This is a genomic window from Streptomyces sp. NPDC052225 (assembly GCF_040679615.1).
Classification (GTDB): Bacteria; Actinomycetota; Actinomycetes; order Streptomycetales; family Streptomycetaceae; genus Streptomyces.
The window spans coordinates 33,599-59,540 of the sequence record NZ_JBFAVD010000023.1 but is presented as its reverse complement, the minus strand read 5'-3'; the positions used below and the strand labels follow the sequence as shown (position 1 = coordinate 59,540).

General features: G+C 70.0%; 26 protein-coding genes, 2 pseudogenes and 1 riboswitch. Of the genes and pseudogenes, 18 read left to right on the top strand and 10 right to left on the bottom strand.

From position 1 onward, the window contains the following. Positions 1-11 precede the first annotated feature (11 nt). Positions 12-1,418 (bottom strand): family 2B encapsulin nanocompartment shell protein, encoded by a 1,407-nt coding sequence (locus AB0L37_RS28615; RefSeq protein ID WP_365511422.1) that lies wholly within the window; start codon positions 1,416-1,418, stop codon positions 12-14. 222 nt (positions 1,419-1,640) lie between these two features. Between AB0L37_RS28615 and AB0L37_RS28610 the strand changes: the two genes are divergently transcribed. From AB0L37_RS28610 to AB0L37_RS28600, 3 genes are all read left to right on the top strand, one after another. Continuing rightward, entirely contained in the window at positions 1,641-1,874 is a 234-nt protein-coding gene (locus AB0L37_RS28610; protein WP_365511419.1) for a hypothetical protein, read from the top strand. 125 nt (positions 1,875-1,999) lie between these two features. Continuing rightward, complete coding sequence (locus AB0L37_RS28605) at positions 2,000-2,590, top strand: N-acetylmuramoyl-L-alanine amidase (RefSeq protein WP_365511417.1); 591 nt, start codon at positions 2,000-2,002, stop codon at positions 2,588-2,590. 30 nt (positions 2,591-2,620) lie between these two features. Continuing rightward, a complete protein-coding gene (locus AB0L37_RS28600) occupies positions 2,621-3,625 on the top strand; it encodes a pyridoxal-phosphate dependent enzyme (RefSeq protein WP_365511414.1) in 1,005 nt (334 codons plus the stop codon). Here AB0L37_RS28600 and AB0L37_RS28595 read toward each other — a convergent pair. Then, complete coding sequence (locus tag AB0L37_RS28595) at positions 3,604-5,202, bottom strand: Na+/H+ antiporter (protein WP_365511411.1); 1,599 nt, start codon at positions 5,200-5,202, stop codon at positions 3,604-3,606. The genes AB0L37_RS28600 and AB0L37_RS28595 overlap by 22 nt on opposite strands. 57 nt (positions 5,203-5,259) lie before the next feature. Between AB0L37_RS28595 and AB0L37_RS28590 the strand changes: the two genes are divergently transcribed. From AB0L37_RS28590 to AB0L37_RS28580, 3 genes are all read left to right on the top strand, one after another. After that, positions 5,260-5,520, top strand: coding sequence for a UBP-type zinc finger domain-containing protein (locus AB0L37_RS28590; protein ID WP_365511408.1), 261 nt, complete (start codon positions 5,260-5,262; stop codon positions 5,518-5,520). Between the two features lie 255 nt (positions 5,521-5,775). Beyond that, positions 5,776-6,189, top strand: a complete 414-nt coding sequence (locus AB0L37_RS28585; RefSeq protein WP_338700329.1) for an anti-sigma regulatory factor — start codon at positions 5,776-5,778, stop codon at positions 6,187-6,189. After that, positions 6,186-7,190 (top strand): RNA polymerase sigma factor SigF, encoded by a 1,005-nt coding sequence (locus AB0L37_RS28580; protein ID WP_365511405.1) that lies wholly within the window; start codon positions 6,186-6,188, stop codon positions 7,188-7,190. The genes AB0L37_RS28585 and AB0L37_RS28580 overlap by 4 nt, the downstream gene beginning before the upstream one ends. A gap of 92 nt (positions 7,191-7,282) precedes the next feature. Here AB0L37_RS28580 and AB0L37_RS28575 read toward each other — a convergent pair whose 3' ends face one another. Then, positions 7,283-7,735 (bottom strand): hypothetical protein, encoded by a 453-nt coding sequence (locus AB0L37_RS28575; RefSeq protein WP_365511403.1) that lies wholly within the window; start codon positions 7,733-7,735, stop codon positions 7,283-7,285. 70 nt (positions 7,736-7,805) lie between these two features. Between AB0L37_RS28575 and AB0L37_RS28570 the strand changes: the two genes are divergently transcribed. Both AB0L37_RS28570 and AB0L37_RS28565 read left to right on the top strand, forming a co-directional pair. Beyond that, positions 7,806-8,774 (top strand): diacylglycerol kinase family protein, encoded by a 969-nt coding sequence (locus AB0L37_RS28570; protein WP_365511400.1) that lies wholly within the window; start codon positions 7,806-7,808, stop codon positions 8,772-8,774. A gap of 319 nt (positions 8,775-9,093) precedes the next feature. After that, positions 9,094-9,351 carry a WhiB family transcriptional regulator gene (locus AB0L37_RS28565; RefSeq protein WP_016639615.1) on the top strand — a complete coding sequence of 86 codons (258 nt, stop codon included), beginning with the start codon at positions 9,094-9,096 and terminating at the stop codon, positions 9,349-9,351. A 200-nt stretch (positions 9,352-9,551) separates the two neighbouring features. On the opposite strand, the gene AB0L37_RS28560 is transcribed toward AB0L37_RS28565, so the two are convergent. Together AB0L37_RS28560 and AB0L37_RS28555 are read right to left on the bottom strand one after the other, a co-directional pair. Further along, positions 9,552-11,018, bottom strand: a complete 1,467-nt coding sequence (locus tag AB0L37_RS28560) for a PAS domain-containing sensor histidine kinase (RefSeq protein ID WP_365511648.1) — start codon at positions 11,016-11,018, stop codon at positions 9,552-9,554. A 375-nt stretch (positions 11,019-11,393) separates the two neighbouring features. Then, the gene (locus AB0L37_RS28555; RefSeq protein WP_365511397.1) at positions 11,394-12,017 is read right to left on the bottom strand and encodes a TetR/AcrR family transcriptional regulator; all 624 of its coding nucleotides are present in this window, start codon (positions 12,015-12,017) and stop codon (positions 11,394-11,396) included. A 130-nt stretch (positions 12,018-12,147) separates the two neighbouring features. Here AB0L37_RS28555 and AB0L37_RS28550 point away from each other — a divergent pair, with 130 nt between their 5' ends. After that, on the top strand, positions 12,148-12,900 hold the full coding sequence (locus AB0L37_RS28550) for an SDR family oxidoreductase (RefSeq protein WP_365511394.1): 753 nt from the start codon (positions 12,148-12,150) through the stop codon (positions 12,898-12,900). 50 nt (positions 12,901-12,950) lie between these two features. On the opposite strand, the gene AB0L37_RS28545 is transcribed toward AB0L37_RS28550, so the two are convergent. Next, positions 12,951-13,973 carry an SIS domain-containing protein gene (locus AB0L37_RS28545; protein WP_365511645.1) on the bottom strand — a complete coding sequence of 341 codons (1,023 nt, stop codon included), beginning with the start codon at positions 13,971-13,973 and terminating at the stop codon, positions 12,951-12,953. Between the two features lie 510 nt (positions 13,974-14,483). Between AB0L37_RS28545 and nagB the strand changes: the two genes are divergently transcribed. Beyond that, positions 14,484-15,269 (top strand): glucosamine-6-phosphate deaminase, encoded by a 786-nt coding sequence (gene nagB / locus AB0L37_RS28540; protein ID WP_365511391.1) that lies wholly within the window; start codon positions 14,484-14,486, stop codon positions 15,267-15,269. Positions 15,270-15,393: 124 nt separating this feature from the next. Here the strand turns inward: nagB and AB0L37_RS28535 are convergent, their stop codons facing one another. The 4 genes from AB0L37_RS28535 to AB0L37_RS28520 all read right to left on the bottom strand — a co-directional run bounded on the left by AB0L37_RS28535 (position 15,394) and on the right by AB0L37_RS28520 (position 20,101). Then, positions 15,394-16,884: a glycoside hydrolase family 3 protein gene (locus AB0L37_RS28535; RefSeq protein ID WP_365511388.1), complete on the bottom strand. Its 1,491-nt coding sequence runs from the start codon at positions 16,882-16,884 to the stop codon at positions 15,394-15,396. A gap of 9 nt (positions 16,885-16,893) precedes the next feature. Continuing rightward, positions 16,894-17,724: a carbohydrate ABC transporter permease gene (locus tag AB0L37_RS28530; RefSeq protein ID WP_365511385.1), complete on the bottom strand. Its 831-nt coding sequence runs from the start codon at positions 17,722-17,724 to the stop codon at positions 16,894-16,896. Next, positions 17,721-18,716 carry a sugar ABC transporter permease gene (locus AB0L37_RS28525; RefSeq protein WP_365511642.1) on the bottom strand — a complete coding sequence of 332 codons (996 nt, stop codon included), beginning with the start codon at positions 18,714-18,716 and terminating at the stop codon, positions 17,721-17,723. Before AB0L37_RS28525 ends, AB0L37_RS28530 begins: the two co-directional genes overlap by 4 nt. 107 nt (positions 18,717-18,823) lie before the next feature. Beyond that, a complete protein-coding gene (locus tag AB0L37_RS28520; protein WP_365511382.1) occupies positions 18,824-20,101 on the bottom strand; it encodes an extracellular solute-binding protein in 1,278 nt (425 codons plus the stop codon). 400 nt (positions 20,102-20,501) lie between these two features. Between AB0L37_RS28520 and AB0L37_RS28515 the strand changes: the two genes are divergently transcribed. The 8 genes and pseudogenes from AB0L37_RS28515 to AB0L37_RS28480 all read left to right on the top strand — a co-directional run bounded on the left by AB0L37_RS28515 (position 20,502) and on the right by AB0L37_RS28480 (position 25,726). Further along, positions 20,502-21,266, top strand: a complete 765-nt coding sequence (locus AB0L37_RS28515; RefSeq protein WP_338700315.1) for a GntR family transcriptional regulator — start codon at positions 20,502-20,504, stop codon at positions 21,264-21,266. A 301-nt stretch (positions 21,267-21,567) separates the two neighbouring features. Then, positions 21,568-21,621: pseudogene (locus tag AB0L37_RS28510) on the top strand (hypothetical protein); the annotation flags it as partial. 58 nt (positions 21,622-21,679) lie between these two features. Continuing rightward, positions 21,680-21,964, top strand: a pseudogene (locus AB0L37_RS28505) (carbon starvation protein A); the annotation flags it as partial. Beyond that, positions 21,933-22,136 carry a YbdD/YjiX family protein gene (locus AB0L37_RS28500; protein ID WP_365511379.1) on the top strand — a complete coding sequence of 68 codons (204 nt, stop codon included), beginning with the start codon at positions 21,933-21,935 and terminating at the stop codon, positions 22,134-22,136. The pseudogene AB0L37_RS28505 and the gene AB0L37_RS28500, both read left to right, overlap by 32 nt. 131 nt (positions 22,137-22,267) lie before the next feature. Continuing rightward, positions 22,268-22,525 carry a DUF3311 domain-containing protein gene (locus AB0L37_RS28495; protein WP_365511376.1) on the top strand — a complete coding sequence of 86 codons (258 nt, stop codon included), beginning with the start codon at positions 22,268-22,270 and terminating at the stop codon, positions 22,523-22,525. Next, positions 22,522-24,147 (top strand): monocarboxylate uptake permease MctP, encoded by a 1,626-nt coding sequence (gene mctP, locus AB0L37_RS28490; RefSeq protein WP_365511373.1) that lies wholly within the window; start codon positions 22,522-22,524, stop codon positions 24,145-24,147. The genes AB0L37_RS28495 and mctP overlap by 4 nt, the downstream gene beginning before the upstream one ends. 95 nt (positions 24,148-24,242) lie before the next feature. Then, the gene (locus AB0L37_RS28485; RefSeq protein WP_365511370.1) at positions 24,243-25,223 is read left to right on the top strand and encodes a nucleoside hydrolase; all 981 of its coding nucleotides are present in this window, start codon (positions 24,243-24,245) and stop codon (positions 25,221-25,223) included. Continuing rightward, complete coding sequence (locus AB0L37_RS28480) at positions 25,220-25,726, top strand: GNAT family N-acetyltransferase (protein WP_365511367.1); 507 nt, start codon at positions 25,220-25,222, stop codon at positions 25,724-25,726. Before AB0L37_RS28485 ends, AB0L37_RS28480 begins: the two co-directional genes overlap by 4 nt. Before the next feature lie 98 nt (positions 25,727-25,824). Continuing rightward, positions 25,825-25,904, top strand: a riboswitch (cobalamin riboswitch). Positions 25,905-25,942: the final 38 nt, after the last annotated feature.

Here is a 25,942-nt window from a genome sequence, read left to right as displayed (position 1 = left end):
GGGGGTGGGTGTCACCGCCACCGCCCCACCTCCACGTTCTCCAGGACGCCGAGCGCGTCGGGCACCAGGACGGCCGCCGAGTAGTACGTGGTCACCAGGTACGAGATGATCGCCTGCTCGCTGATGCCCATGAACCGCACGGACAGGCTCGGCTCGATCTCGTCCGGGATCCCGGACTGCCGCAGGCCGATGACGCCCTGCTCCTCCAGTCCCGTACGCATACAGATGATGGACGTGGTCCGGGCGTCCGAGATCGGGATCTTGGCGCACGGGTAGATCGGCACACCGCGCCAGGTCGGGATGCGGTTCCCGCCCACGTCGATGCTCTCCGGCACCAGGCCCCGCTTGTTGCACTCGCGGCCGAACGCGGCGATCGCCTTCGGGTGCGCCAGGAACAGCTTGGAGCCGCGCCGCCTGCTGAGCAGCTCGTCCATGTCGTCGGGGCTGGGCACACCGTCGTGCGGCTGGAGCCGCTGCTCGTACTCGCAGTTGTTGAGCAGTCCGAACTCGCGGTTGTTGATCAGCTCGTGCTCCTGGCGCTCCTTCAACGCCTCGACGGTCAGCCGGAGCTGGTGCTCCGTCTGGTTCATGGGCTGGTTGTAGAGGTCGGCGACGCGCGTGTGGATGCGCAGCACGGTCTGCGCGACGCTCAGTTCGTACTCGCGCGGCGCCGACTCGTAGTCGACGAACGTGCCCGGCAGGACCGCTTCCCCGACGTGGCCCGCGGAGAGGTCGATCTCCTTCTCGCCGTACTTGTTGGCCCGCTGCTCCGGGACCGCCCGCAGCGCCTGAAGGTGGTCGCGCAGCGCCTCGGACCGCTCGGCGATCTGCTCCAGGTCGCGGCGCGGCAGCGTGAGCACCGTGCACGCGGTGACCGCACGGGCCGTGTACTCCCAGATGCTCTCCGGGTCGAGCAGCGCCTGGTCGCCGAAGTACGAGCCGTCGGCGAGGACGCCGAGCACGGCGTCGTCCCCGTACGGTCCCGTGCCGACCTTCTCCACGCGGCCGTGGGCGAGGAGATACACCTCGTCCGCCTGGCTGCCGAACGAGGCGAGCACCTCGCCGGCCGCGAACTCGCGCTGCGTGCAGCGCTGGGCCAGCTCACCGAGGACGTCCAGGTCCTCGAAGTCCCGCAGGGCGGGCAGCTCGCCCAGCTCCGCGGGGATGACGCGTACCTGGTCCCCCGTCTTCACGAACGTGATGCGGCCGTCCCCGACCGAGTAGCTGAGTCGCCGGTTCACCCGGTACGTGCCACCCTGCACATCCACCCAGGGCAGTGTCCGCAGCAGCCAGCGGGAGCTGATCTCCTGCATCTGCGGCGCGGATTTGGTGGTGGTGGCCAGATTCCGCGCGGCGGACGTGCCGAGGCTCTTCTGCGACCCCGACTGCTCCGTGCGGACCTCTTCGCCTACCGACATGTACGTGCCCTCCCGATCATGAACTGGCCTGCGACGACCACCCTTCCAGCACGGAGCGTGGTCGCACCATTACACAAACGAGCGGGATTGGATCAGGCGCCGACGGGGCATTGGTGGCGCTTTTCGAACCCGGCTCGCGTCCCGCCGCCGGATTTCGGAACCACGGGCTCCCGGCGGACGTTGATCGGGAAACGGATGTCGGACAACAGAGGAGACACACCCATGGCTGGCTTTCTGGACCGCGCCAAGGAGCAGGCACAGCGCGGACTGACGCAGGGCAAGGCGAAGCTGGACGACGTGCAGGCGCAGCGGGCGGGCGGTGACCTGCTGAAGAAGCTGGGCGCCGCGTACTACGCGGAGCGCAAGGGCACGGGCAGCCCGCAGGCCACCCAGCAGGCGCTCCAGGCCCTGGAGTCGCACATCGCGACGAACGGGGACGGGTTCCTGCACAGCTGAGGCCCCTGTCCGGAACGGCTCGCACGGCGTACGAACGAGTAGTGGCTGTACGGCAGTTCCTGTACAAGCAGCGGTACGAGACGGAGTGCGACCGGCGCCCGTCGCGCCCCGCTAAGGAGACGGCCATGGCCCCACCCATGTCCGCGAGCAGCTTTCTCAATGCCCTCAGGGACGAGGGCCTGACCGTGGTCGAAGTCGGTGACTGGCGCCATCACAATCGCAACCACAAGGGCGCCTGGGGCCCGCTGAACGGCGTGATGATCCACCACACCGTCACCTCGGGCAGCGAGCACACGGTCCGTATCTGCCGCGACGGACATCCGGACCTGCCGGGTCCGCTGTGCCACGGCGTCATCACCAAGGACGGCCGGGTCCACCTGGTCGGCTACGGCCGCGCGAACCACGCGGGCCTCGGTGACGACGACGTGCTGCGGGCGGTGATCGCGGAGAAGGCGCTGCCGCACGACAACGAGGCGAACACGGACGGCAACAGCCGCTTCTACGGCTTCGAGTGCGAGAACCTGGGCGACGGGAACGACCCGTGGCCGGAGGCCCAGCTGCTGGCCATCGAGAAGGCCGCCGCGGCGATCTGCCGCCACCACGGCTGGTCGGAGCGCTCGGTCATCGGCCACCTGGAGTGGCAGCCGGGCAAGGTGGATCCCAAGGGGTTCACGATGGCTTCGATGCGGGGGCGCATCCGCGACCGGCTCAAGTAGCCCGGGGCGCTGCGACGGGCACCCGGACACATGTCCGACAATGACCGGGTGTCCCGTCCGCCCCTCGCCGCTCCGCGCCCCCGGCTCCCGTCGCCCCTCACCGAGGTCGACGACGACCGCTTCGCGCGCCACGGTGTCCGGCTGCTCCTGAAGCGGGACGACCTGATCCACCCGGATCTCATCGGCAACAAGTGGCGCAAGCTCGCCCCGAACCTCGCCGCCGCGCGGGGCCGCCCCCTGGTCACCTTCGGCGGCGCCTACTCGAACCATCTGCGGGCCACAGCCGCGGCGGGCCTCCTCCTGGGCGTCCCCACCATCGGCGTCGTCCGAGGTCATGAACTCGCCGGGCGCCCCCTCAACCCGTCCCTGGCCCGCTGCGCGGCCGACGGCATGCGACTGCACTTCATCGACAGATCGACGTATCGGCACAAGACCGATCCGGACACCCTCGCCGCGCTCCTCGACGCCGCCGGCGCCCAGGACGCGTACGTGATCCCCGAGGGCGGCAGCAACTCCCTGGCCGTCCAGGGCTGTACGGCCCTCGGCCACGAGCTCGGCGACCGGGCCGACGTCGTGGCGCTCGCCTGCGGGACGGGCGGCACCCTCGCGGGCCTCGCCGCGGGGCTCGCCCCCGGCCGGCGCGCCGTGGGGGTCTCCGTCCTCAAGGGCGGCTTCCTGGACGCGGAGATCCGCTCCCTACAGGAGGCCGCCTTCGGCGGAGAGCGCGGCGACTGGCATGTAGAGGACCGTTTCCATTTCGGCGGCTACGCGCGCGTGCCCGCGGAACTGGCCGCGTTCGCCGAGGACTTCGAGCAGCGTCACGATCTGCCCGTCGAGCGCCTCTATGTCGCCAAAATGCTCTACGCCCTTGTCGCCCTCGCCGCCGAGGGCGCCTTTCCGCGGGGCACACGGCTGGCCGCCGTCGTCACGGGAGCGCCGGGCCCGGAAGCTCAGTCGTCCCCGCCGTCCCCGCCGTCCCCGCCGTCCCCGCCGTCCCCGCCGTCTCAGTCGTCTCAGTCGTCGACTTCGCGATAGGCGGCGGCCTCCTCCAGGTCCAGCTTGCGCAGCAGCGTCCGCATCATCTCGTCATCGATGCGCCGCTCGTCCCGCATCTGTACGAAGACCTCGCGCTCGGCGGCGATCGCCTCGCGCGCGAGGCGGCGATAGGTGTCGTCGGCCGACTCCCCGGTCACGGGGTTGGGCTGCCCGAGCCGCTCCCACACGGAGTTGCGGCGCCGTTCGAGAACGGTGTGCAGGCGGTCCTGGAGGGGCTGCGGCAGGCAGTTGCGCTGGTCCCGCATCAACTCGTCCACCCGCTCCTCCGCGGCCGTGGAGGCGGCGTTCTGCGCCTGCGCCTCGGCGAGCGTCTCGGCCTGCACGTCGCGTCCCGGCAGCTTCAGGAGCTTGATGAGCGGCGGCAGGGTGAGCCCCTGGACGACGAGGGTGCCGATGACGGTCGTGAACGTCAGGAACAGGACCAGGTTGCGCGCCGGGAACGGCGACCCGTCGTCCGTGACGAGCGGGATCGAGAACGCGATCGCCAGCGAGACCACGCCCCGCATACCGGCCCAGCTCACGATCAGCGGCCGCTTCCAGTCGGTGTCGCTCTCCCGCTCCCTGATGCGCGTCGACAGACACCACGGCAAGTAGGTGGCGGGATACGACCACACGAAGCGGATCACGACCACGAAGAAGAACACCCCGACCGCGTACCAGACGGCCTGCCCCACGCTGTACTCGCCCAGATCCTCGACGACGACGCGCAGTTGGAGCCCGATCAGCGCGAAGACGGCCGACTCCAGGATGAACGCGACGACCTTCCACACCGCGGCCTCCTGGAGCCGCGTCTCGAAGTCGACCTGCCAGGAGCGGTGTCCCAGATAGAGCGCCACGGTCACCACGGCGAGGACTCCGGAGGCGCCTACTTGTTCGGCGGCGGCGTACGCGACAAAGGGGATGAGCAAGGAGAGCGTGTTCTGCAGAACGGCCTCCTTCAAGTGCGTGCGCAGCCAGTGCAGCGGCACCATGAGCAGCAGCCCGACGCCGACCCCGCCGACGGCCGCCACCAGGAACTCCTTGATGCCGCCCGCCCAGCTCGCCCCCTCCCCCACGGCGGCGGCGAGCGCCACCTTGTAGGCGGTGATCGCGGTCGCGTCGTTCACGAGGGACTCGCCCTGGAGGATCGTGGTGATCCGCGACGGCAGCCCCACCCGCCGCGCGATCGCCGTGGCCGCCACGGCGTCCGGCGGTGCGATTACGGCACCCAGGACGAGCGCCGCGGTCAGCGGCAGGTCCGGGATCAGCTCGTACGCGAGCCAGCCCACCGCCACCGTGGCGAACAGGACGTACCCCACCGACAGCAGCGCCACGGGCCTGATGTTGGCCCTCAGATCGAGGTACGAGCTCTCCAGCGCGGCGGTGTGCAGCAGCGGCGGCAGGATGAGCGGCAGCACGATGTGCGGGTCGAGCGCGTACTCCGGAACGCCCGGCACATAGGACGCGGCAAGGCCGATCGCGACAAGGAGGAGCGGTGCCGGCACCGGTGTCCTGCGTGCCGCCCCCGCCACCGCGGCGCTCACCGCGATCAGCCCCACCAGTGGCAATACGTCCATGGCCCGCCTTCCCGTCCGGCAGCCCATCGGCACGCCGCGCGTCGTAACCTGGCCATCATGAACGAGTGCCCGCACATCGACGCGCTGCCGCACCCCGAGCCCGCGCCCCTGAGCGAGACCTGCCTGGAGTGCCTCGCCGTCGGCAGTCACCCTGTGCAACTGCGGCTGTGTCTGGTCTGCGGTCACGTCGGCTGCTGCGACTCCTCGCCGTACAAACACGCGACGGAGCACCACAAGGAGACCGGGCACCCCGTCATGCGCACCTTCGAGCCTGGTGAGAGCTGGCGCTGGTGCTTCGTGGACGCGGTCCTGGTCTGATCGGCACCCCCATCGGGGTTCGATCCGTGGGCGCTTGGGTACGTCAACCCGGCGCCCGCTCTTTCCAATTGGGCCCGCACACCCTCTAGCCACTGTCCGTACCCGTAGGCTTACTATGAGTGACAGCAATGGGCCGGGGGTCCCCGGGACAGGAAAGTCGGGCGCGCGGTAGCGTCACCGCATATCTACGTGACGCATCACCCGGGGGAGGACCTCCCGGAGCCCGAAAGTGCTTGTACCACCTTGGAGGTGAGGGTGTCCCAGTTCGCAGGCGAGCCCGGGAATCAGGACTTCGTCGAAGTCCGGCTGCCGGCTGCGGGTGCCTACCTGTCGGTGCTGCGGACGGCCACGGCCGGTCTCGCGGCGCGTTTGGACTTCACCCTCGACGAGATCGAGGACCTGCGCATCGCGGTCGACGAGGCCTGCGCGATCCTGCTCCAGCAGGCCGTCGCGGGCTCCGTGCTCAGCTGCGTGTTCCGCCTCGTCGACGACTCCTTGGAGGTGACGGTCTCCGCGCCGACGACCGACGGCCGGGCACCGGAGCGCGACACGTTCGCGTGGACGGTCCTGTCGGCCCTCGCGGGCCAGGTCGACTCCTCGGTGGCCGACGACAACACGGTGTCGATCAGCCTCTACAAGAAGCGTGGCGCGGGCCCCGGCCCGGCGTGATGAGCGGGGACGGTCCGGTGCGGGACGACAAGCGCGGCACACGGGATCTCCCGGCCGACGGCACGGGCGGGGTGCGACGGCTGACCACCGGCATCCCCGAACAGCAGGCCAGGCCACACCCGGTAGACACAGCGGACCCGACCTCGGCGGCCGAGCTTCGCGGAGGCCAAGGGGGATCGGACGCGCGACGGGCGGGATTGATGAGCGACCACGAGCGACACGGTGAGCAGCAGGGCCGGCACAATCCACAGGACCGCAGCGGCGCGCGTGCGCTCTTCATCGAGCTGCGCACCCTGAAGGACGGCAGTCCGGAGTACGCGGAGCTGCGCAATCGGCTCGTGCGCATGCACCTGCCCCTCGTCGAGCATCTGGCGCGCCGCTTCCGCAACCGCGGCGAGCCGCTCGACGACCTGACCCAGGTCGCGACGATCGGCCTGATCAAGTCGGTCGACCGTTTCGACCCGGAGCGCGGCGTGGAGTTCTCCACGTACGCGACGCCGACGGTCGTCGGCGAGATCAAGCGGCACTTCCGCGACAAGGGCTGGGCCGTGCGTGTACCGCGCCGTCTCCAGGAGCTGCGGCTCGCCCTGACGACGGCGACGGCCGAGCTGTCGCAGCTGCACGGCCGCTCCCCCACGGTCCACGAGCTGGCCGAGAAGCTGGCCATCTCCGAGGAAGAGGTCCTGGAGGGCCTGGAGTCGGCCAACGCGTACTCCACGCTGTCCCTGGACGTCCCGGACACGGACGACGAGTCCCCGGCGGTCGCCGACACCCTCGGCGCGGAGGACGAGGCACTGGAGGGCGTCGAGTACCGCGAGTCCCTCAAGCCGCTCCTGGAGGACCTGCCGCCGCGCGAGAAGCGCATCCTGCTGCTGCGCTTCTTCGGGAACATGACGCAGTCGCAGATCGCCCAGGAGGTCGGCATCTCCCAGATGCACGTCTCCCGCCTGCTGGCCCGCACGCTGGCCCAGCTCCGGGAGAAGCTCCTCGTCGAGGAGTGACCTGTCGCCGCAGCGACGTACGTACGCACATGAAGGCGCCCGGTGCAGTGACGGTCACTGCACCGGGCGCCTTCATGTCGCTCACATGTCCGTCACTTGGATTCCTGCGCGCCCCCCGGCGTGCGGATGCCGAGCGCGCGGGTGGTCTGCGGATTGACGAGCAGCACCAGCGCGGCGATCGCGACGACGGCGAGCACGATCCCGCCGGGGATGGCGACGCTGTCGGCCTGGAGCAACGTATAGGCGACCGGGAGCGCCATGATCTGCGTGATGATCGCGGGGCCGCGGCTCCAGCTCTTGCGGGCGAGCAGCCCGCGCGCGGCGAACAGCGGCAGCAGTGCGAGGACGAGCAGCGTGACGCCGCCGGTGATGGCCTGCTCCGGGTTGTCGGGCTTGCCCGTGAGACCGGCGATCAGCATGTAGGCGCCGCCCACGGCGAGCGCGGCGCCTTCAAGGCCGGCCAGAGCGGCGGCGGCGGTCAGCCGGCCGGGGCGCGGGCCGGCTTCTTCGGGGGTCTCGGGGGCGGGGTTCTGCTCTGAGGTCACCTTTGCAGCGTAGCCCCCGACCCCTACCTCGGTCTGGGCCGGATCAAGGCCGCTGGGTACTCTGCCTTGCATGCGTGCACTTCTCGTGGTCAATCCGGCGGCAACCACCACCAGTGAGCGCACGCGTGATGTGCTGATCCACGCCTTGGCGAGCGAGATGAAACTCGAGGCCGTCACGACCGAGTACCGCGGCCATGCCCGGGACCTCGGCCGGCAGGCCGCGGAGAGCAAGGACATCGAGCTGGTCGTCGCCCTCGGCGGCGACGGCACGGTCAACGAGGTCGTGAACGGGCTGCTGCACAACGGCCCCGACCTCGACCGGCTGCCCGGCCTCGCGGTCGTCCCCGGCGGCTCCACGAACGTCTTCGCGCGCGCCCTGGGCCTGCCCAACGAGCCCGTCGAGGCCACCGGCCAGCTCCTGGACGCCCTGCGCGAGGGCCGGCAGCGCACGGTGGGCCTGGGCCTCGCCGCGGGCACGCCCGGCACCGAGGACGAAGGCGTCCCGTCGCGCTGGTTCACCTTCAGCGCGGGGCTCGGCTTCGACGCGGGTGTGGTGGGCCGGGTGGAGCAGCAGCGGGAAAGGGGCAAGCGTTCGACTCACGCCCTGTATGTGCGGCAGGTCGTACGCCAGTTCCTCGGGGAGCCGGACCGCCGGCACGGCACGATCACGCTCGAACGGCCGGGCGAGGCCCCGGTCACGGATCTGGTCGTCTCCATAATCAGCAACACCTCGCCGTGGTCCTTCCTGGGCAACCGGCCGCTGTACCCGACGCCCCAGGCGTCCTTCGACACCGGCCTTGACGTGCTAGGACTCAAGAAACTCTCCACCCCCGCGGTGGCCCGTTACGGCACCCAACTGCTCGCCTCGACACCCGAGCGCGGCCCCCACGGGAAGAACGCGGTCACGCTCCACGACCTGACGGACTTCACCTTGCATTCGAAGGCGCCTCTGCCCCTCCAGATGGACGGTGACCACCTGGGGCTGCGGACGAGCGTGACGTTCACAGGCGTACGTCGTGCACTGCGTGTGATTGTGTGAGTGGAAGGGCCCAAAGTCCTTTATCTCGAACGTTTGGGCCAGGCTCCACCCCATGGAAGTACGGCTGTGACCTAGCCGACACCGAGGAATCAAAAAAAACTTTCCAGAAGGGGTTGTATCCGCCGCCGAGGTTTGCGAATCTCTACATGGCGCTCGGGACGGCCCGCAACATCGGCCCCACAGAGAGCCCGAATCCCCTCCTCAAAGCAACGGACCACCGTCGCGTATGTGACGTTCGGCCCTTCACTTGTTGAGGGATTCGTGAAAGCGTTCACATTCACAAGCAACCTGCATGTAATACCAAGGAGAGGTAGCAGCCATGGACTGGCGTCACAACGCCGTTTGCCGCGAGGAAGACCCCGAGCTCTTCTTCCCCATCGGCAACACCGGTCCTGCGCTGCTGCAGATCGAGGAAGCCAAGGCCGTCTGCCGCCGCTGCCCCGTCATGGAGCAGTGCCTGCAGTGGGCGCTCGAGTCCGGCCAGGACTCCGGCGTCTGGGGTGGCCTCAGCGAGGACGAGCGCCGCGCGATGAAGCGCCGCGCCGCTCGCAACCGGGCCCGTCAGGCCTCTGCCTGATTCCCACCCCGTTCGAGCCTGAGCCCGGCGGCGCGTACAGCGAGTACGCATCTCCCGCCCCCGAGCCGCAGCGCGCAGTACCCCCGATGCTCCCCCAGGCTCAGCCCGGGACATGACCCGAGCAACGCGAGTAATGAGCCCCGGACCGTTCAACGGTCCGGGGCTCACTGCTGTTTGCGTCTGCGCAGCACTACTCAGCGCTACTTCTGGGTGCGCACCGGGATGTCGAGCACCACCCGGGTGCCGCGCTCCGGTGCGGGCACCATGTCGAACGTTCCGCCCAACTCGCCCTCCACCAGGGTGCGTACGATCTGCAGTCCCAGGTTCCCGGTCCGCTTCGGGTCGAAGCCCTCCGGCAGGCCGACGCCGTCGTCCTGGACCGTGATCAGCAGGCGGGCCTCCTTGCTGGTGCCGCCGCGCACCGCCGAGACCTCGACCGTGCCGGTGTCGCCCTGGCGGTAGCCGTGCTCCAGCGCGTTCTGGAGCACCTCGGTGAGGACCATGGAGAGCGGCGTCGCCACCTCCGCGTCCAGGATGCCGAAGCGGCCGGTGCGCCGGCCGGTGACCTGGCCCGGTGAGATCTCCGCCACCATGGCGAGCACGCGGTCGGCGATCTCGTCGAACTCCACGCGCTCGTCCAGGTTCTGGGAGAGCGTCTCGTGCACGATCGCGATGGAACCGACCCGCCGTACCGCCTCCTCCAGGGCCTCGCGTCCCCGGTCGGACTCGATGCGCCGCGCCTGGAGGCGCAGCAGCGCGGCGACCGTCTGCAGATTGTTCTTCACCCGGTGGTGGATCTCCCGGATGGTCGCGTCCTTGGTGATCAACTCCCGCTCGCGGCGGCGCAGTTCCGTCACGTCGCGCAGCAGTACGAGCGAACCGATGCGCGTCCCCTTGGGCTTGAGCGGGATCGCGCGTACCTGGATCGAGCCCTCCTCGCCCTCGATCTCGAACTCGCGCGGTGCCCAGCCGCTGGCCACCTTGGACAGCGCCTCGTCCACCGGGCCGCGGGACGGGGCGAGTTCGGCCGTCGTCGTACCGAGGTGGTGGCCGACCAGATCGGCGGAGAAGCCCAACCGGTGGTACGCGGACAGGGCGTTGGGCGAGGCGTACTGGACGACGCCGTCGGCGTCGAGGCGGATCAGGCCGTCGCCCACGCGCGGCGAGGCGTCCATGTCGACCTGCTGGTCGGGGAACGGGAAGGAGCCGGCCGCGATCATCTGCGCGAGGTCGGACGCCGACTGGAGATAGGTCAGCTCCAGGCGCGAGGGCGTGCGGACCGTGAGCAGGTTGGTGTTGCGCGCGATGACGCCGAGGACCCGGCCCTCCCGGCGTACGGGGATGGACTCCACCCGCACCGGGACCTCTTCGCGCCACTCGGGGTCGCCCTCGCGCACGATGCGGCCCTCGTCCAGCGCGGCGTCCAGCATCGGGCGGCGGCCGCGCGGCACCAGGTGGCCCACCATGTCGTCCTGGTAGGACGTCGGTCCGGTGTTGGGGCGCATCTGTGCGACGGAGACGTATCGCGTGCCGTCGCGGGTGGGGACCCACAGGACGAGGTCGGCGAAGGAGAGGTCGGAGAGCAACTGCCACTCCGAGACCAGCAGATGGAGCCACTCGAGATCGGAGTCACCGAGAGCGGTGTGCTGGCGTACGAGATCGTTCATGGAGGGCACGAGCCCGAGCGTACCTGTCGGCCGACAGCGCCCCGAATCGATCGGCTCCGCCCCGAATCGATCGTGATGGCGCCCGAAAAGACCGACGGGCCGCGGCGCCGGGGGTCGGGACCCTCAACCCTTTCCCTGGCACCGCAGCCCTTCAGGTGCATCGGCTTCCAGGTGTGCGGTCCCGGGGGCCGATCGAGGATCCGGCGCAGTCAGGGCAGAGAGCGACGGGTCCTCTGTCCGTCCTCCTGTGCGGGGAGGGCGGAGGTCTCAGTTACGCATTGTGGACTAGACCATTCTCCGATGTCCATGCATCGACGGAGGTTTGTTGTCGTCGCTTCCTCCGACAACCGCCCACGGTTACTCCAACGTACGCCCTCACTCACGCGTGCCGTGCAGGGCCGGTTCATTTGCCGGCCAGACCGTCATCGCGACCGCGGCGACGGCTTCGAGCTCGGCCCGGCTCGCACCGTCCCGCGACTGCTGTGACATGCCCTGGAACACGGCACCGACGAAGCGGGCGAGCGCCGTCGCGTCGGTGCGCGAGGGCAGCTCCCCGGCGGCGACGCCCTGGCGGATCCGGTCCTCGATGGCGCCCAGGCTGGCGTTGCGCTGATCCCGCAGCGTCTGCTCGACCTCGGGGGTCGTGCAGTTCGTCGCGGCGTGGATGACGAGGCAGCCGTGCGGATGATCGGGGTCGGTGAACTCGTCGGCCGCCTCGCGGAGCAGGCGCTCGACCGCCGCGCGCGCCGTGGGTTCCTCGGTCAGGGCGCGGCCGGGCCCTGCGCCGTGGGTGATGCCGTAGACCCGCACGACCTCCTCGAACAGCGAGCGCTTGTCGCCGAAGGCGGCGTACAGGCTCGGGGCGCCGATGCCCATCTCGCGGGTCAGGTCCGAGACCGAGGTCGCCTCGTACCCGTTCTCCCAGAAGGCGCGCATGGCCTTCTCCAGGGCGGTCTCCCGGTCGAAGGAGCGGGGCCGCCCGCGCTGCTTGGTCGCCATGGGGTGAATTCTATAGCGCCCACTAGAAAACCGGGACGGGTGTGCGCTACGGTCATTTTCATAACGAGCGCTACAGATTTGTGGCCACGGGTGAGCCGTGGCCGCCGCACGGAGGGGAAGGGGCGACGTCATGGGCGTACTCACGGGCAGGACGGCACTGGTCACGGGCGCGAGCCGGGGCATCGGGCGGGGCATCGCCGAGCGCCTGGGCCGGGACGGGGCGCGGGTCGCGGTGCATTACGGGTCGAACGAGGTGGCGGCGAAGGAGACGGTGGCCGCGATCGAGGCGGCGGGCGGTTCGGCGTTCGAGATCCGGGCGGACCTCGCCGAGCCGGGCGCGGCGCACAGGGTGTGGGAGGAGTTCGACGGGCGGGCGGACGGCCTGGACATCCTGGTGAACAACGCGGGGATCGGGACGTCCAGCGCCTTCGGCGAGATCGACGAGGCGGAGTTCGACCGTCTCCTCGCGGTCAACACCAAGGCCCCGTTCTTCCTCGCCCAGCTCGCGGCCCCGCGGCTGCGCGAGGGCGGCCGGATCATCAACATCTCGTCCGGCGCCGCCCGCACCACGATTCTCCCCGACCTCATGCCGTACGCGATGACGAAGAGCGCGCTCGATGTGTTCACGCGCTATCTGGCCCGGGTGCTCGGCCCGCGCGGCATCACGGCGAACACGGTGGCACCGGGGATCGTCGACACGGATGTGAACGCGGAGTGGCTGCGGGCGAGCGACGAGGCATGGGCCGGCGCCGCCGCCCTCTCGGTCCTCGGCAAGGTGGGGACACCGGCGGAGATAGCCGACGTGGTGGCGTTCCTGGCGTCGCCGGACGGGCGGTGGGTGACGGGCCAGTGGGTCGACGCGACGGGAGGTTCGCTGGTCTGACGGGCCCGTCACCGCCCTGACGGGGCGGGCCGACCGCCGATCGGCCCCCGCTACCGCGTCTCCGTCACCTTCGCGAGCGCGCGCGGGGCGTCGGGGTCCTGCCCGCGCGCGATGGTGACCTCGTACGCGAGCAGTTGCAGCGGCAGGATCTCCAGGACGGGCTGCACCTCTTCCGCCACCCCGGCGGTCGGCAGCACGAAGCCGGCCGAGGCCGCGTCCACCTGGGCCTGGGGCCCGATGACCACGAGGTCGGCACCGCGGCCGCGCAGCCGGTCGAGCACGGGCTGAAGGGCGAGGCCACCCCTGCCGTCGGTGACCACGGCGATGACCGGGGAGATGTTGTCGACCATGGCGAGCGGCCCGTGCAGCAGGTCGGCGCCCGAGTAGGACAGGGCGGGGATGTAACTGGTCTCCATCAGCTTCAGGGCCGCTTCCTTGGCGGTCGGATAGCCGTAACCACGGGAGGTGATGACCATGCGCTCGGCGAAGCGGTAGCGGGAGGCGAGGGTGCGGACCTCGTCCTGGCGGGCGATCAGCGCGGCCGCGAGATCGGGCAGGACGGCGGCAGCGGAGCCGTCGCCGCCGCGCAGTCCTTCGACGAAGAGGTACAGGGCGAGCAGGGACGCGGTGTACGTCTTGGTCGCGGGCAGGGCCTTCTCCGGCCCGGCCATGATGTCGATGTGGTGCTCGGAGACGGCCGCGAGCGGGGAGTCCGGGTTGTTGGTCACGGCCAGGGTGATCGCGCCGGCCTCGCGGGCGGCCTTCGTCGAGGCGACCAGGTCGGGGGAACCGCCGGACTGGCTGACGGTGATGACGAGGACGTCGCGCAGATCGGGGCGGGCGCCGTAGGCCGTCGTGGTGGACATCGAGGCGAGGCCGCAGGGCAGACCGAGCTGGATCTCCAGGAGGTACTTGGCGTAGAGGGCGGCGTTGTCCGAGGTGCCGCGGGCGGTGAGGAGGACGAAGCGCGGGGCGCGGGCGGCGACCTGACGGGCGACCTCCTGGATCCGCGGGGCGCCGGAGTCGAGGAGGCGGCGCAGGACGTCGGGCTGCTCCCGAATCTCCCGGACCATGATCCGCCCGGGCCGCTCCTCCCCCAGCGACCGCCCCGGCTCCGAGGAATCCAGCGACTCCGTCGGCTCCGAGGACTCCGGCGGCCGGCGCTGCGGATGGGCCTGCGGGTCGGGAGCGGATGGCGTGGCGGTCATGCGGGCACCTCCGATGGGGGACGCGGGCCCGGTGCCGGGGGCGGACCGGGGCGGGCGATCCGGGCACCTTCCACTGTGGCGGCCCCGGGCGCGCTTCGCCCAGTGGACGGGGGCGGACGCCGGGGCACCTCCCCGCCGGCACGCGCCGGCACCCCGCGCGCCCCGTGCTCCCCGTACTCCCTGCTCCCTGCCCGCCGCCCGCCGCTCCCCGACATGCCGACCCCCCGTCCAGCGTCGAGCATGGAGCCAGTGGACCGCACGGGATGCACACAGTGAGGGCGTGGAGGGCCTGACCGGGAGGGTCACGCTCTGCTAGATTGGTCTATACCACACGTTCCCTTCCAGTCCCCTCTGACCAGAAACGGCAGGCCCAGCGTGGAAGTTGTGATCGTTCCGGACGCCAAGGCAGGTGGCGAGCTGATCGCCGAGGCCATGGCCCAGCTGCTGCGGCGCAAGCCCGACGCGTTGCTCGGTGTGGCCACCGGCTCGACCCCGCTGCCCATCTACCAGGCCCTGACGGCCAAGGTGCGCGCCGGTGAGGTCGACGCGTCGGCGGCGCGCATCGCCCAGCTCGACGAGTACGTGGGCCTGCCGACCGGGCACCCGGAGTCGTACCGGGCGACCGTGCTGCGCGAGGTCGTGGAGCCGCTCGGGCTGAGCGAGGCGGCGTTCATGGGGCCGGACGGGAGCGCGGAGGACGTGCAGGCGGCCTGTGTGGCGTACGACCAGGCGCTTGCCGCGGCCGGGGGTGTCGATCTGCAGCTGCTCGGGATCGGGACCGACGGGCACATCGGGTTCAACGAGCCGTGTTCGTCGATCGCGTCGCGGACCCGGATCAAGACGCTGACCGAGCAGACGATCGCGGACAACGCGCGGTTCTTCGACGGGGACCTGAGCCAGGTGCCGCGGCACGTCATCACGCAGGGCATCGGGACGATCCTCGAGGCCCGGCACCTGGTGCTGCTCGCCACGGGTGAGGGCAAGGCGGACGCCGTGGCGGCGACCGTCGAGGGCCCGGTGGCGTCGGTGGTGCCGGCGTCGGCGTTGCAGCTGCACCCGCACGCGACGGTCGTGGTCGACGAGGCGGCCGCGTCCAAACTGAAGCTGGCGGACTACTTCCGGCACACGTACGCCAACAAGCCGGAGTGGCAGGGCCTGTAGGCCCCAGGTGCCCGGGCGACCGGGCACCCTCCACGGCAGAGGCAGAGTCCGGAGACGTAAAGGTGCCGGTCACCCCCGCCCGGGGTGACCGGCACCAGTCGTAGGTGCAGCTCGCAGGCGCCGGTCAGCCGCCGACGATGACCTCTGCCGCCGCCAGACCGCAGACGCGGGCCGCGCCGTGCGTGGCGATGTGCACGGCGCCGCGGGGCGGGGCCTGCGGCACGCCCATTTCGACGATCACCGTGTCGGGGCGGGCCGCGAGCAGGGTGTCGAGCGCCGTGGACATCCAGGCGTGGCGGTGTTCGTCGCGGACGACGGTCACGATGCGCCGGTCGCCGGCCGCGGCCAGGGCGGCGGTGCCGGCGTCCGGGCCCGTGTAGGAGCCGGTGGTGATGCCGGGCAGGAGGCGTTCCAGTTCGGCGGCGACGCCCCACGGGGTCTCGTCGCCGACCGCGATGTTGGCCACCGGCGAGAAGGCGGCGACGTGCACCGGGCCCGTCACCGGCGGGGTGTGCTCGCCACGGGTCACCCGGACCGCACGCCGCGCCGCGACCAGGCCGACCTCGGTGTCCACCGCGCCCCCCGACGACACGGCGGCGCGTGGCAGGGCCGTCCACTGGGCCAGCTCCCGCACCCGGGCGGCGGCGTCCGCGAGGCGTTCCTCGGAGAGTTCGCCCGCGCGGACCGCGGAGACGAGGGCGTCGCGCAGCCGGGTCACCGTCTCGTCGTCGGCGAGCCCGCCGCCCACGCAGATGGCGTCGGCGCCGGCCGCGATGGCGAGGACGCTGCCGCGCTCGATCCCGTACGTCGCGGAGATGGCCTGCATCTCCATGCCGTCGGTGACGATGAGCCCGTCGTAGCCCAGCTCCTCGCGGAGCAGGCCCGTCAGGATGCGGCGCGAGAGCGTCGCCGGGCGGTCCGGGTCGAGGGCCGGGACCAGGATGTGCGCGCTCATGACCGCCCGCGAGCCAGCCTCGATCGCCGCGCGGAACGGGGCGAGGTCGCGGGCGTGCAGGACGTCGAGGCCGACGTCGATGCGGGGCATGTCGTGGTGCGAGTCCACGCCGGTGTCGCCGTGCCCCGGGAAGTGCTTGGTGCAGGCGGCGACGCCGGCGGACTGCATGCCCTCGACGTACGCGGCCGTGTGGCGGGCGACCAGCGACGGGTCCGCGCCGAAGGAGCGCACGCCGATCACCGGGTTGTCGGGGTTGGCGTTGACGTCCGCGGACGGCGCCCAGTTGAGGTTGACCCCGCACTCGGCGAGGCGGCGGCCCAGTTCGGAGGCGACGTCCCGCGTCAGGGCGAGGTCGTCGACGGCGCCCAGCGCGTGGTTGCCGGGGAACGAGGAGCCCGTACGGACTTCGAGGCGGGTGACGTCGCCGCCCTCCTCGTCGATCGCGACCAGGATGTCGCCGCACTCGGCCCGCAACTGGGCGGTGAGGGCCGCCAGTTGGCCGGGCGTGGCGATGTTGCGGCCGAACAGGCCGACCGAGGCCAGGCCCTCGCCCAGGCGCCGCAGCAGCCAGTCGGGGGCGGTGGTGCCCGTGAAGCCGGGCTGCAGGACGGTGAGCGCGTCCCGCGTCAGAGTGTCCGTGCCGGTTGCGAGTGTCGTCATCAGGAGGGGTTATCCCTTCACGGCGCCGGAGGTGAGACCGCTGACGGCCTTGCGCTGGAGGAAGACGAAGAGGATCAGGATCGGGACGGCGAAGAGCGAGGACGCCGCCATCGTCGCACCCCAGTCGTCACCGAAGGCAGTGCGGAACTGGGAGATCCACAGCGGCAGCGTCTGCTTCTCGACGGCCTTGTTGAGGATCAGGACGAGCGGGAACTCGTTCCAGGCGGTGATGAACCCGAACAGCGAGGTGGCCATCAGGCCCGGCGCGAGCAGCGGGAAGATCACCTTGACGAAGGCCTGCGGCCGGGTGCAGCCGTCGACCATCGCGGACTCCTCCAGCTCCTTGGGCACCGCGGCGACGTAGCCGCGCAGCGTCAGGATCGTGAAGGGCAGCACCATCATCATGTAGAAGACGGTGAGCGGGACCAGGCTGTCCAGCATGTCGTTGTCGCGGACCAGCATGTAGATCGCGATGACCATGACCTCCCACGGGGCCATCTGCGCGATCATGAAGACGATCAGGAAGCCGCGCCGGCCCTTGAACCGCATGCGCGCCAGGGCGAACGACGCGAACAGCGCGATGACGAGGGAGAAGACCACGGCGAGGACGGTCACGGTGAGCGAGTTGCGCACCAGCGTCCAGAAGTGGTCGGCGTGGACGGCCTTGTCGAAGTGGTCGAACGTGATGTTCGTGGGGAACCAGACCGGGTCGTCCGTGATGATGTCGTTCGTCGGCTTGAAGGCCGTGGCGAACATCCAGTAGACGGGGAACGCGAAGACCACGAAGAGGGCGACCGCGGTCACGTTGGGCCACAGGCGGCCGAAGATCGAGCGCTTCACAGCCCGGACTCCTCTTCATTTTCCTGCTTGATCACGAGTCGCAGGTAGTACGACGTCAGGACGAGCAGCACCAGGATGGTCAGGAAGGCGATGGCGGAGCCCATGCCGAAGTGCTGGTTGCCGAAGCCCTCGATGTAGGCGTAGATCGGCAGGGTCTCGGTGAGCCGGTCGGGGCCGCCCTCGTTCATCGCGAAGATCTGCGGGAACGCCTTGAAGATCCAGATGACTTCGAGGAAGGTCGTGGCCAGCAGGAACGGCTTGAGGAACGGGAAGGTCACCGAGGTGAACGACTTCCAGCCGCCGGCGCCGTCCAGCGACGCGGCCTCGTACAGCTCCTTGGGGATGGTGGTCGTGGCGGCGTAGAGGTTGATCGCCACGAAGGGGATGGACTGCCACACGATCAGGAGGGTGACCACGGAGAACGTGGACATCTGGGTGCCGAGCCAGTTGTGGTCGGCCATCGAGTGCCAGCCGAGCGAGTCGAGCACGGAGTTGATCACGCCGAACCGCTGGGCGAACAGCCACTGGAAGACCGTGGTGGCGGCCAGTACCGGCATGGCCCAGGCGAGCACCAGGCCGAAGAGCAGCAGCAGGCGCATCCGTTTGCCGAGCCGGGCGAGCAGCAGGCCGACGAGGGCGCCGAACACCATGGTCAGCACCACGTTGACCGCGGTGAAGATCACCGTGCGCTCGACGACCTTCCAGAAGTCCGAACTGCCGAGGACTTCCTTGTAGTTGTCGATCCCGTTCCACTCGGTCAGGTGGAGGATCAGCTGCCGTGGGTTGAGGTTCTGGAACGACAGCATGCCGTTCTTGACCAGGGGCCAGCCGAGCAGGATCGCCGTGGCCACCAGGGCGGGCAGCAGGAGGAGGTACGGGGCGGACGCGCCCTTGCCTCGTTTCTCACCGGAGCCCGCCGGCCTGCGCGGCGGCGGCGCCTCGGTCTTGCGGACACCGGTCACCCCGGCCGTGCCCGTGCCTTCGGTCTGCACTGACATGACTCGCCATCTCTTCCGTGGCCGTACCGAACAGTCGACGCGTACGGTCGACACGCCTGTGCCGGGGGCGCCCGTCAGGGAGCGCCCCCGGCCGAGGGTGATCAGTTCTTCTGCGCGAGGCGCTTGTTGATCTCGCCCTCGACCGCCTTGGCGGCCGCAGCGGGCGACTTACCGTTGAGCACGGACGTCATGTAGTTCTTGATCGGGTTCGGGGTGTTCTCCACCGCGGCCCACTCGGGGATCAGCGGGGTGGTGCCACCGACCGCGGCGCCGGGCGCGGCGGCCTCGGCGACGGCGTTGCCCTTGAGGTTGGACTCCAGGGACTGCTTGTTCGGGATGACGCCGCTCTCCTTGGCGAGCGCGCCCTCGAACTTGTCGGAGAGGGCCATCTTCAGGAACTCCTTGGCGAGCTCCTGCTTCTTGCTGCCCGCCGCGACGGCGAAGTTCGAGCCGCCGAGGAAGACGCCCTCGGGCTTGTCCGCGGTCTCACCGGGGATGGTGAAGTAGCCGAGGTCCTTCTCGATCTTCTTGTTGGCCGCGACGGCGGTGCCGCCCTCCCAGCCCATGCCGATGAAGGCACCGACGTTGCCCTTGGCGAAGACCTCGGCCTGCTGCGGGGTGGCCTCGTCCTTGTCCTTGGGGGCCTTGGAGTAGGAGGCGTACTTCTTGTAGATCTCCATGGCCTTGGTGACCTTGGGGTCATCCAGGTTGGAGACGTACTTGTCGCCTTCCTTCTTCACCAGGTCGGCGCCCTGGCCGATGGTCAGGCCGTCGAAGAAGTACCAGTTCTGACCGGGCAGGTACAGCGGCTCGGCCTTGGTCTTCTTGCCGATGGTCTCGAGGTCCTTGTAGAACTCGTCGCGCGTCTTCGGCGTCTCCTTGATCCCGGCCTCGGCCCAGATCTTCTTGTTGTAGACGACGACGCGGTTGGCGAAGTACCACGGGGCGGCGTACTGCTTGCCCTCGTAGACCGAGGACTTGGAGACGGACTCGGTCCAGTCGGCGCCGATCTCCTTCTTCAGGTCGCTCAGGTCGGCGAGGCCGCCGGTGGCCGCGTAGGCCGGCGTCTGCGTGTTGCCGACCTCGATGACGTCCGGCGGGGTCGACTCGGAGAGCGCGGTGGTGATCTTCTGCTGAATGCCGTCCCACTTCTGGGTCTCGAACTTCAGCTTGGCGCCCGTCTTCTTCTCGAAGGCGGCCGTCAGGTCCTTGGTCCAGTTCGGCGGCGTGGAGCCGTCCATCGCCCAGACCGTCAGCGTCTCGCCCTTGAAGCTGTCGGGACCGGCTTTGCTGCCGCTGTCCTTGTCGTCGCTGCCACAGGCCGCGATCGAGACCAGCATGCCCGCGACGCCGATGGCCGCTATGAGCTTGCGCTTCATGTCACCCTCCTCAGGGATGCCTGCAACCCCCCACCCACAGCGATGACATACGGCGAGTACGTGAAACGTACGCGGATACGGCTGGTGGGACTGGGACCTGGCCACTAATGGTGTAGACCAGTACCGGGAGCTTGGCCCAGACCAATAGGCGTGTCAAGGGTGGCCGGGAAAGGGCTGTGCGTCCGTTATCGGAACGACACCCGCCGGTCGGGGCAAGGGTGTTGAGGCCTTCCGGACGTCACAGGAAGACGGCCAGGTGGACTAGACCAGACGGTCACCGGACGGTATAAGGAGGGATCACGGAGCGTGCGGGGAGTCCCGCGGAGCGAGCCGTGCCACGATGTGAGCCGTGGCCGATGGGTACGTCGGCCGCATCGGCACCGGAGCCGGAAGGCGGAGCATGAGCACCGACGTCAGCAGTGCGGAGAACGAGAGCGGGGCACCCGTCCGTACCGCGCGCGTGCCCAAGTACTACCGCCTGAAGAAGCATCTGCTCGACATGACGGAGACGCTCCCGCCGGGCACGCCCGTGCCGCCCGAGCGCACCCTCGCCGCCGAGTTCGACACCTCCCGCACCACCGTGCGCCAGGCCCTTCAGGAGCTGGTCGTCGAGGGCCGCCTGGAGCGCATCCAGGGCAAGGGAACCTTCGTCGCCAAGCCCAAGGTGTCGCAGGCCCTCCAACTCACCTCCTACACCGAGGACATGCGGGCGCAGGGCCTTGAGCCGACCTCGCAGCTCCTCGACATCGGGTACGTCACCGCCGACGACACCCTCGCCGGGCTGCTCGACATCACGGCCGGCGGGCGCGTGCTGCGCATCGAGCGGCTGCGCCTGGCGAGCGGCGAGCCGATGGCCATCGAGACCACGCACCTTTCGGCCAAGCGCTTCCCGGCGCTGCGCCGCTCGCTCGCCAAGTACACGTCCCTGTACACGGCCCTCGCCGAGGTCTACGACGTGCACCTCGCCGAGGCCGAGGAGACCATCGAGACGTCCCTGGCCACCCCGCGCGAGGCCGGCCTGCTCGGCACCGACGTGGGCCTGCCGATGCTGATGCTCTCCCGCCACTCGATCGACGGCTCGGGCCAGCCGGTGGAGTGGGTGCGGTCGGTGTACCGCGGCGACCGCTACAAGTTCGTGGCGCGGCTCAAGCGTCCGATGGACTGAGACGTTCCCGGCCGGGGGCCCGGGGGTTGCCCCCCCCCCGGGACAGCACAGCGTGGCGCGGCGCAAGCGTCCGATGGACTGAATGCAGGCCCAACTCGCCGTACGGCCACGCCTGTTCGCGGTGTAGCGCACATCACATTTCTGCCCTACGGTCCTCCCGTCGCCGCATGGACGGGAGGACGCCCACGTGCGTACCACAACCCCTCGCACCATCGCCCTGTGGGCCCTCGTCGCCCTCGTGGCGGCGGCCGGCTGGTCCGTGCTCGCGCTCGCCCGCGGCGAGGAGGTCTCCGCCGCCTGGATGGTGGCCGCGGCGCTCGGCTCGTACGCCATCGCGTACCGCTTCTACGCGGAGTTCATCGCCTACAAGGTCCTCAAGGTCGACGCGAAACGGGCCACGCCCGCCGAGCGCGGGGAAGGTCCTGCCGCCCGCCAGGACCATGGACGACATGCACACCGTCGTCACCAACTCCACGGTGGACGGCGTCCTTTCGGCCGCGCTCGCCCTGCTCGTCGTCGTGGTCGTCGCGGACGCGACGCGGGTATGCATCAAGCACGTACGCGACCCTCGGTCGTCCGAGCTGAGCGAGGCGCCGTACGTGGAGTCCGCGCTGGTCGCGCCGGCCGGGCTGATCCCGACCCAGCAAGAGAGGCAGGAGGCGCGCGATGCCGGCGTCGGCAGTGCTGCGGGTGGCTAGGTATGTGCGGTGGTTCGTACGGGAGTTGACGGACGAGAGCACGTACGAGCGGTATGTCGCGCACCTCAGGCAGACGCACCCGGGGGCGTCCGTGCCCTCGCGGCGCGAGTTCGAGCGAAGCCGGACGGACCGTCAGGAATCGGATCCCCGGCAGGGTTTCCGCTGCTGTTGAGCCCCGTACCGAGACCTGACAGAGGCGCGTCCGTTATGCGGACAGGGGTTCCATAGATCGAGACTCTCGCTTAGATTTCCCGCACGTTAAGCATGAGATAAGTGGGACGAGCGAGGGGACGGAGCCGCGAAATGTCCGATGCGCCTGAAGTGAGACAACCGGTGGTCACACCGGTGCGCGTGATCATTGCACTGTGTCTGGTCGCACCGTTCGTGGCGATGCTCTGGGTCAGCTCGTACGCGAAGATCGACCCGACCTTCATCGGCATCCCGTTCTTCTACTGGTACCAGATGCTCTGGGTCCTCATCTCGACCGCGCTCACGATGATCGCGTACAAGCTGTGGCGGCGTGACCAGCGCGGCCGCAAGTCCTCGGGGAGCCAGGCGTGAACGACGGCGTCAACGGTGTCGCACTCACCGTCTTCATCCTGTTCTTCCTGGCCGTCACGGTCATGGGCTTCCTCGCCGCGCGCTGGCGCCGGGCCGAGAACGACTCGCTCGACGAATGGGGCCTGGGCGGCCGCTCGTTCGGCACCTGGATCACCTGGTTCCTGCTCGGCGGCGACCTCTACACCGCGTACACCTTCGTCGCCGTGCCCGCGGCGATCTACGCGGCCGGCGCCTCCGGCTTCTTCGCGGTGCCGTACACGATCCTCGTCTACCCGCTGATCTTCACGTTCCTGCCGCGCCTGTGGTCGGTCTCGCACAAGCACGGGTACGTGACGACGTCCGACTTCGTGCGCGGGCGCTTCGGCTCCAAGGGCCTCTCGCTCGCGGTCGCCGTCACCGGCATCCTCGCGACGATGCCGTACATCGCGCTCCAACTCGTCGGCATCCAGGCCGTGCTCGACGTCCTCGGCGTCGGCGGCGGCGAGAACACGAACTGGTTCGTCAAGGACCTGCCGCTGCTCATCGCCTTCGGCGTGCTGGCCGCGTACACGTACTCGTCGGGTCTGCGGGCCCCCGCGCTGATCGCGTTCGTCAAGGACACGCTGATCTACATCGTCATCGCGGTCGCCATCATCTACATCCCGATCAAGCTCGGCGGCTTCGACAACATCTTCGCCGCGGCGGGCGAGAAGTTCTCGCAGATCAACCCCGCGACCGAGAAGCCCGTCGGGGCGCTCGCGCCCGGCTCTACCGGGACGTGGACGTACGCGACGCTCGCGCTCGGCTCGGCGCTCGCGCTGTTCATGTACCCGCACTCGATCACGGCGACCCTGTCGTCCAAGAGCCGCGAGGTCATCCGCCGCAACACCACGATCCTGCCGCTCTACTCGCTCATGCTGGGCCTGCTCGCGCTGCTCGGCTTCATGGCGATCGCGGCCGGGGTCAAGGTGCAGAACGGGCAGTTGGCGATTCCGCAGCTGTTCGAGGACATGTTCCCGGACTGGTTCACGGGCGTCGCGTTCGCGGCGATCGGCATCGGCGCGCTCGTGCCCGCCGCCATCATGTCCATCGCGGCGGCGAACCTGTTCACCCGCAACATCTACAAGGACTTCATCAAGCCCGACGCGACGCCCGAGCAGGAGACCAAGGTCTCCAAGCTGGTCTCGCTCCTGGTGAAGGTCGGCGCGCTCGCCTTCGTCCTGACCATGGACAAGACCGTCGCGATCAACTTCCAGTTGCTCGGCGGCATCTGGATCCTCCAGACCATGCCGGCGCTCGTCGGCGGCCTGTTCACCCGCTGGTTCCACCGGTGGGCGCTGCTCGCCGGCTGGGCGGTCGGCATGGTGTACGGCACGCTCGCCGCGTACGGGGTGGCCTCGCCGACGCAGAAGCACTTCGGCGGCTCCGCCAAGGAGATCCCCGGCATCGGCGAGATCGGCTACATCGGCCTGACCGCGTTCGTCCTGAACGTCGTCGTCACCGTCGTGCTGACCTTCGTACTGAAGGCCGTGAAGGCCCCCGAGGGCATCGACGAGACGTCGCCGGCGGACTACACCGCCGACGCCGGTGACAAGGGCGTCAAGGTCGAGCTGCCCGCCGTCGGAGTCGACGCCGGTCACTGACCCCCCTCGCACGTCCCCGACAAGCCCCTCCTTTCCGGAGGGGCTTGTCGCATTACGGTGTCCCTGACCACTGTCCCGCCATCGGAGGAACCTCCATGCCCGCTCCCATCGTCCTCGACAGCGACCCCGGCATCGACGACGCCGTCGCGCTCCAGTACCTCCTCGGCACGGGCCTGTGGGACCTCAAGGCGTACACGACCGTCGGCGGCAACGTCCCCTCCGAGCAGACCTTCCGCAACGGCCGCGCCCTCGCCCGCGCCTTCGGCATCGACGGCGGCGTCCCGGTGCACCGCGGCGCGGGACGCCCGCTGACCCGGCTGCCGTACTCGGCGGCCGGCGAGTTCCACGGCGCCGCCGGGCTCGGCACCGAGGTGCTGCCCGACTCGACCGCGCCCGAGCAGACCGAGTCCTCCACGCAGGCGCTCCTTCGCCTCTCGCGCGAGTACGAGGGTGAGCTCACCGTGTGCGCCACGGGACCGCTCACCAATGTGGCGCTCGCGCTCAGCGAGGACCCCGGCTTCGCCCGCCGCGTGAAGCACCTCGTCTTCATGGGCGGCGCCGCCGATGTGCCCGGCAACATCACACCGGTCGCCGAGTTCAACGCGTGGGCCGACCCGGACGCCGTCGACCTCGTCGTCTCCTCCGGCATCCGCTACACGATGGTCGGGCTCGACGCGACGCACGGCTGGCGGTTCGGCGCGAAGGAGCTGGAGATCCTGGAGGAGGCGGGCCACGACATGGCGCTCACCGCCCGCCTGATGAGCTTCTACCTCAACGCCTACCGCGCCGACGAGGGCTGCCCGCTGCACGACCCGCTGGCCGTCGGCGTCTGCGCGGACGAGTCGTTCATCACCGCCGCCGAGGGCACGGTCGTCGTCGAGTGCGCCTCCGAACTCACCCGCGGCAAGACCGTGTTCATCCCGTACGACGCCGACTACCCCCGGGAGTACTACGTCGAGTCGCCGCTCGTGAACGCCCGTACCCAGCACCGCGGCCGGGTCGCCCTCGGCACCGGCCCGCGCAACTTCACGGAGGACTTCGTCGACGCGCTCCTGAAGCGGCCGGGCACCGTATGAGCCCGCTCGTGCGGAGCGTACGGCCCGCGGACTTCGCGCCGCTCGGTGAACTCAGCGCCGCCGCCTACCTGGACAGCGGGCTGCTCGCGTTCGGGGAGAGCGACTGGTACGCCGGTGAGCTGCGGGACGTCGGGCGCCGGGCGCGCGAGTCCGAGGTGCTGGTCGCCGTGGACGCGGCAGGGACCGTGCTCGGCGGCGTCACGTACGTGCCCGCGCACGACCACCCGTACGCGGAGATCGCCCGCCCCGGCGAGGCCGAGTTCCGGATGCTCGCGGTCGCGAAGGAGGCCCGCGGGCAGGGCGTCGGCGAGGCGCTCGTGCGGGCCGTCGTCGAGCGGGCCCGGGCGGCGGGCCGCTCGGCCGTCGTCCTGTCCACGCAGCCCGTGGCCGCCGCCTCGCACCGCCTCTACGAGCGTGTCGGCTTCCGCCGCGCCCCCGCACGGGACTGGGCTCCGGTGCCCGAGGTCACGCTCCTCGCCTACGCCCTGGATCTGACGGCCTGACAGACGCGCCACCGCCGCCCGCGGCGGGCCGACACAAGATGTGGGCCTGCCGCAGCGACCCGACACAACATGTATGCTCGCTCTCGCTGTCGCCACAGGGGAATCCGGTGCAATTCCGGAACTGTCCCGCAACGGTGAACGTAGGCGTACATAAAGCGTCTGCGTGAGTCCGAAGACCTGTCGACGGTACGCCCGAGCCGTCCGGCCGGGCGTCGA

Coding starts and splice junctions, on each gene's coding strand:
- AB0L37_RS28615 (WP_365511422.1), bottom strand. CDS start 1,418: ATGTCGGTAGGCGAAGAGGTCCGCACGGAGCAGTCGGGGTCGCAGAAG.
- AB0L37_RS28610 (WP_365511419.1), top strand. CDS start 1,641: ATGGCTGGCTTTCTGGACCGCGCCAAGGAGCAGGCACAGCGCGGACTG.
- AB0L37_RS28605 (WP_365511417.1), top strand. CDS start 2,000: ATGGCCCCACCCATGTCCGCGAGCAGCTTTCTCAATGCCCTCAGGGAC.
- AB0L37_RS28600 (WP_365511414.1), top strand. CDS start 2,621: ATGTCCGACAATGACCGGGTGTCCCGTCCGCCCCTCGCCGCTCCGCGC.
- AB0L37_RS28595 (WP_365511411.1), bottom strand. CDS start 5,202: ATGGACGTATTGCCACTGGTGGGGCTGATCGCGGTGAGCGCCGCGGTG.
- AB0L37_RS28590 (WP_365511408.1), top strand. CDS start 5,260: ATGAACGAGTGCCCGCACATCGACGCGCTGCCGCACCCCGAGCCCGCG.
- AB0L37_RS28570 (WP_365511400.1), top strand. CDS start 7,806: ATGCGTGCACTTCTCGTGGTCAATCCGGCGGCAACCACCACCAGTGAG.
- AB0L37_RS28565 (WP_016639615.1), top strand. CDS start 9,094: ATGGACTGGCGTCACAACGCCGTTTGCCGCGAGGAAGACCCCGAGCTC.
- AB0L37_RS28560 (WP_365511648.1), bottom strand. CDS start 11,018: ATGAACGATCTCGTACGCCAGCACACCGCTCTCGGTGACTCCGATCTC.
- AB0L37_RS28555 (WP_365511397.1), bottom strand. CDS start 12,017: ATGGCGACCAAGCAGCGCGGGCGGCCCCGCTCCTTCGACCGGGAGACC.
- AB0L37_RS28550 (WP_365511394.1), top strand. CDS start 12,148: ATGGGCGTACTCACGGGCAGGACGGCACTGGTCACGGGCGCGAGCCGG.
- AB0L37_RS28545 (WP_365511645.1), bottom strand. CDS start 13,973: ATGGTCCGGGAGATTCGGGAGCAGCCCGACGTCCTGCGCCGCCTCCTC.
- AB0L37_RS28535 (WP_365511388.1), bottom strand. CDS start 16,884: ATGACGACACTCGCAACCGGCACGGACACTCTGACGCGGGACGCGCTC.
- AB0L37_RS28520 (WP_365511382.1), bottom strand. CDS start 20,101: ATGAAGCGCAAGCTCATAGCGGCCATCGGCGTCGCGGGCATGCTGGTC.
- AB0L37_RS28515 (WP_338700315.1), top strand. CDS start 20,502: ATGAGCACCGACGTCAGCAGTGCGGAGAACGAGAGCGGGGCACCCGTC.
- AB0L37_RS28500 (WP_365511379.1), top strand. CDS start 21,933: ATGCCGGCGTCGGCAGTGCTGCGGGTGGCTAGGTATGTGCGGTGGTTC.
- AB0L37_RS28495 (WP_365511376.1), top strand. CDS start 22,268: ATGTCCGATGCGCCTGAAGTGAGACAACCGGTGGTCACACCGGTGCGC.
- AB0L37_RS28485 (WP_365511370.1), top strand. CDS start 24,243: ATGCCCGCTCCCATCGTCCTCGACAGCGACCCCGGCATCGACGACGCC.
- AB0L37_RS28480 (WP_365511367.1), top strand. CDS start 25,220: ATGAGCCCGCTCGTGCGGAGCGTACGGCCCGCGGACTTCGCGCCGCTC.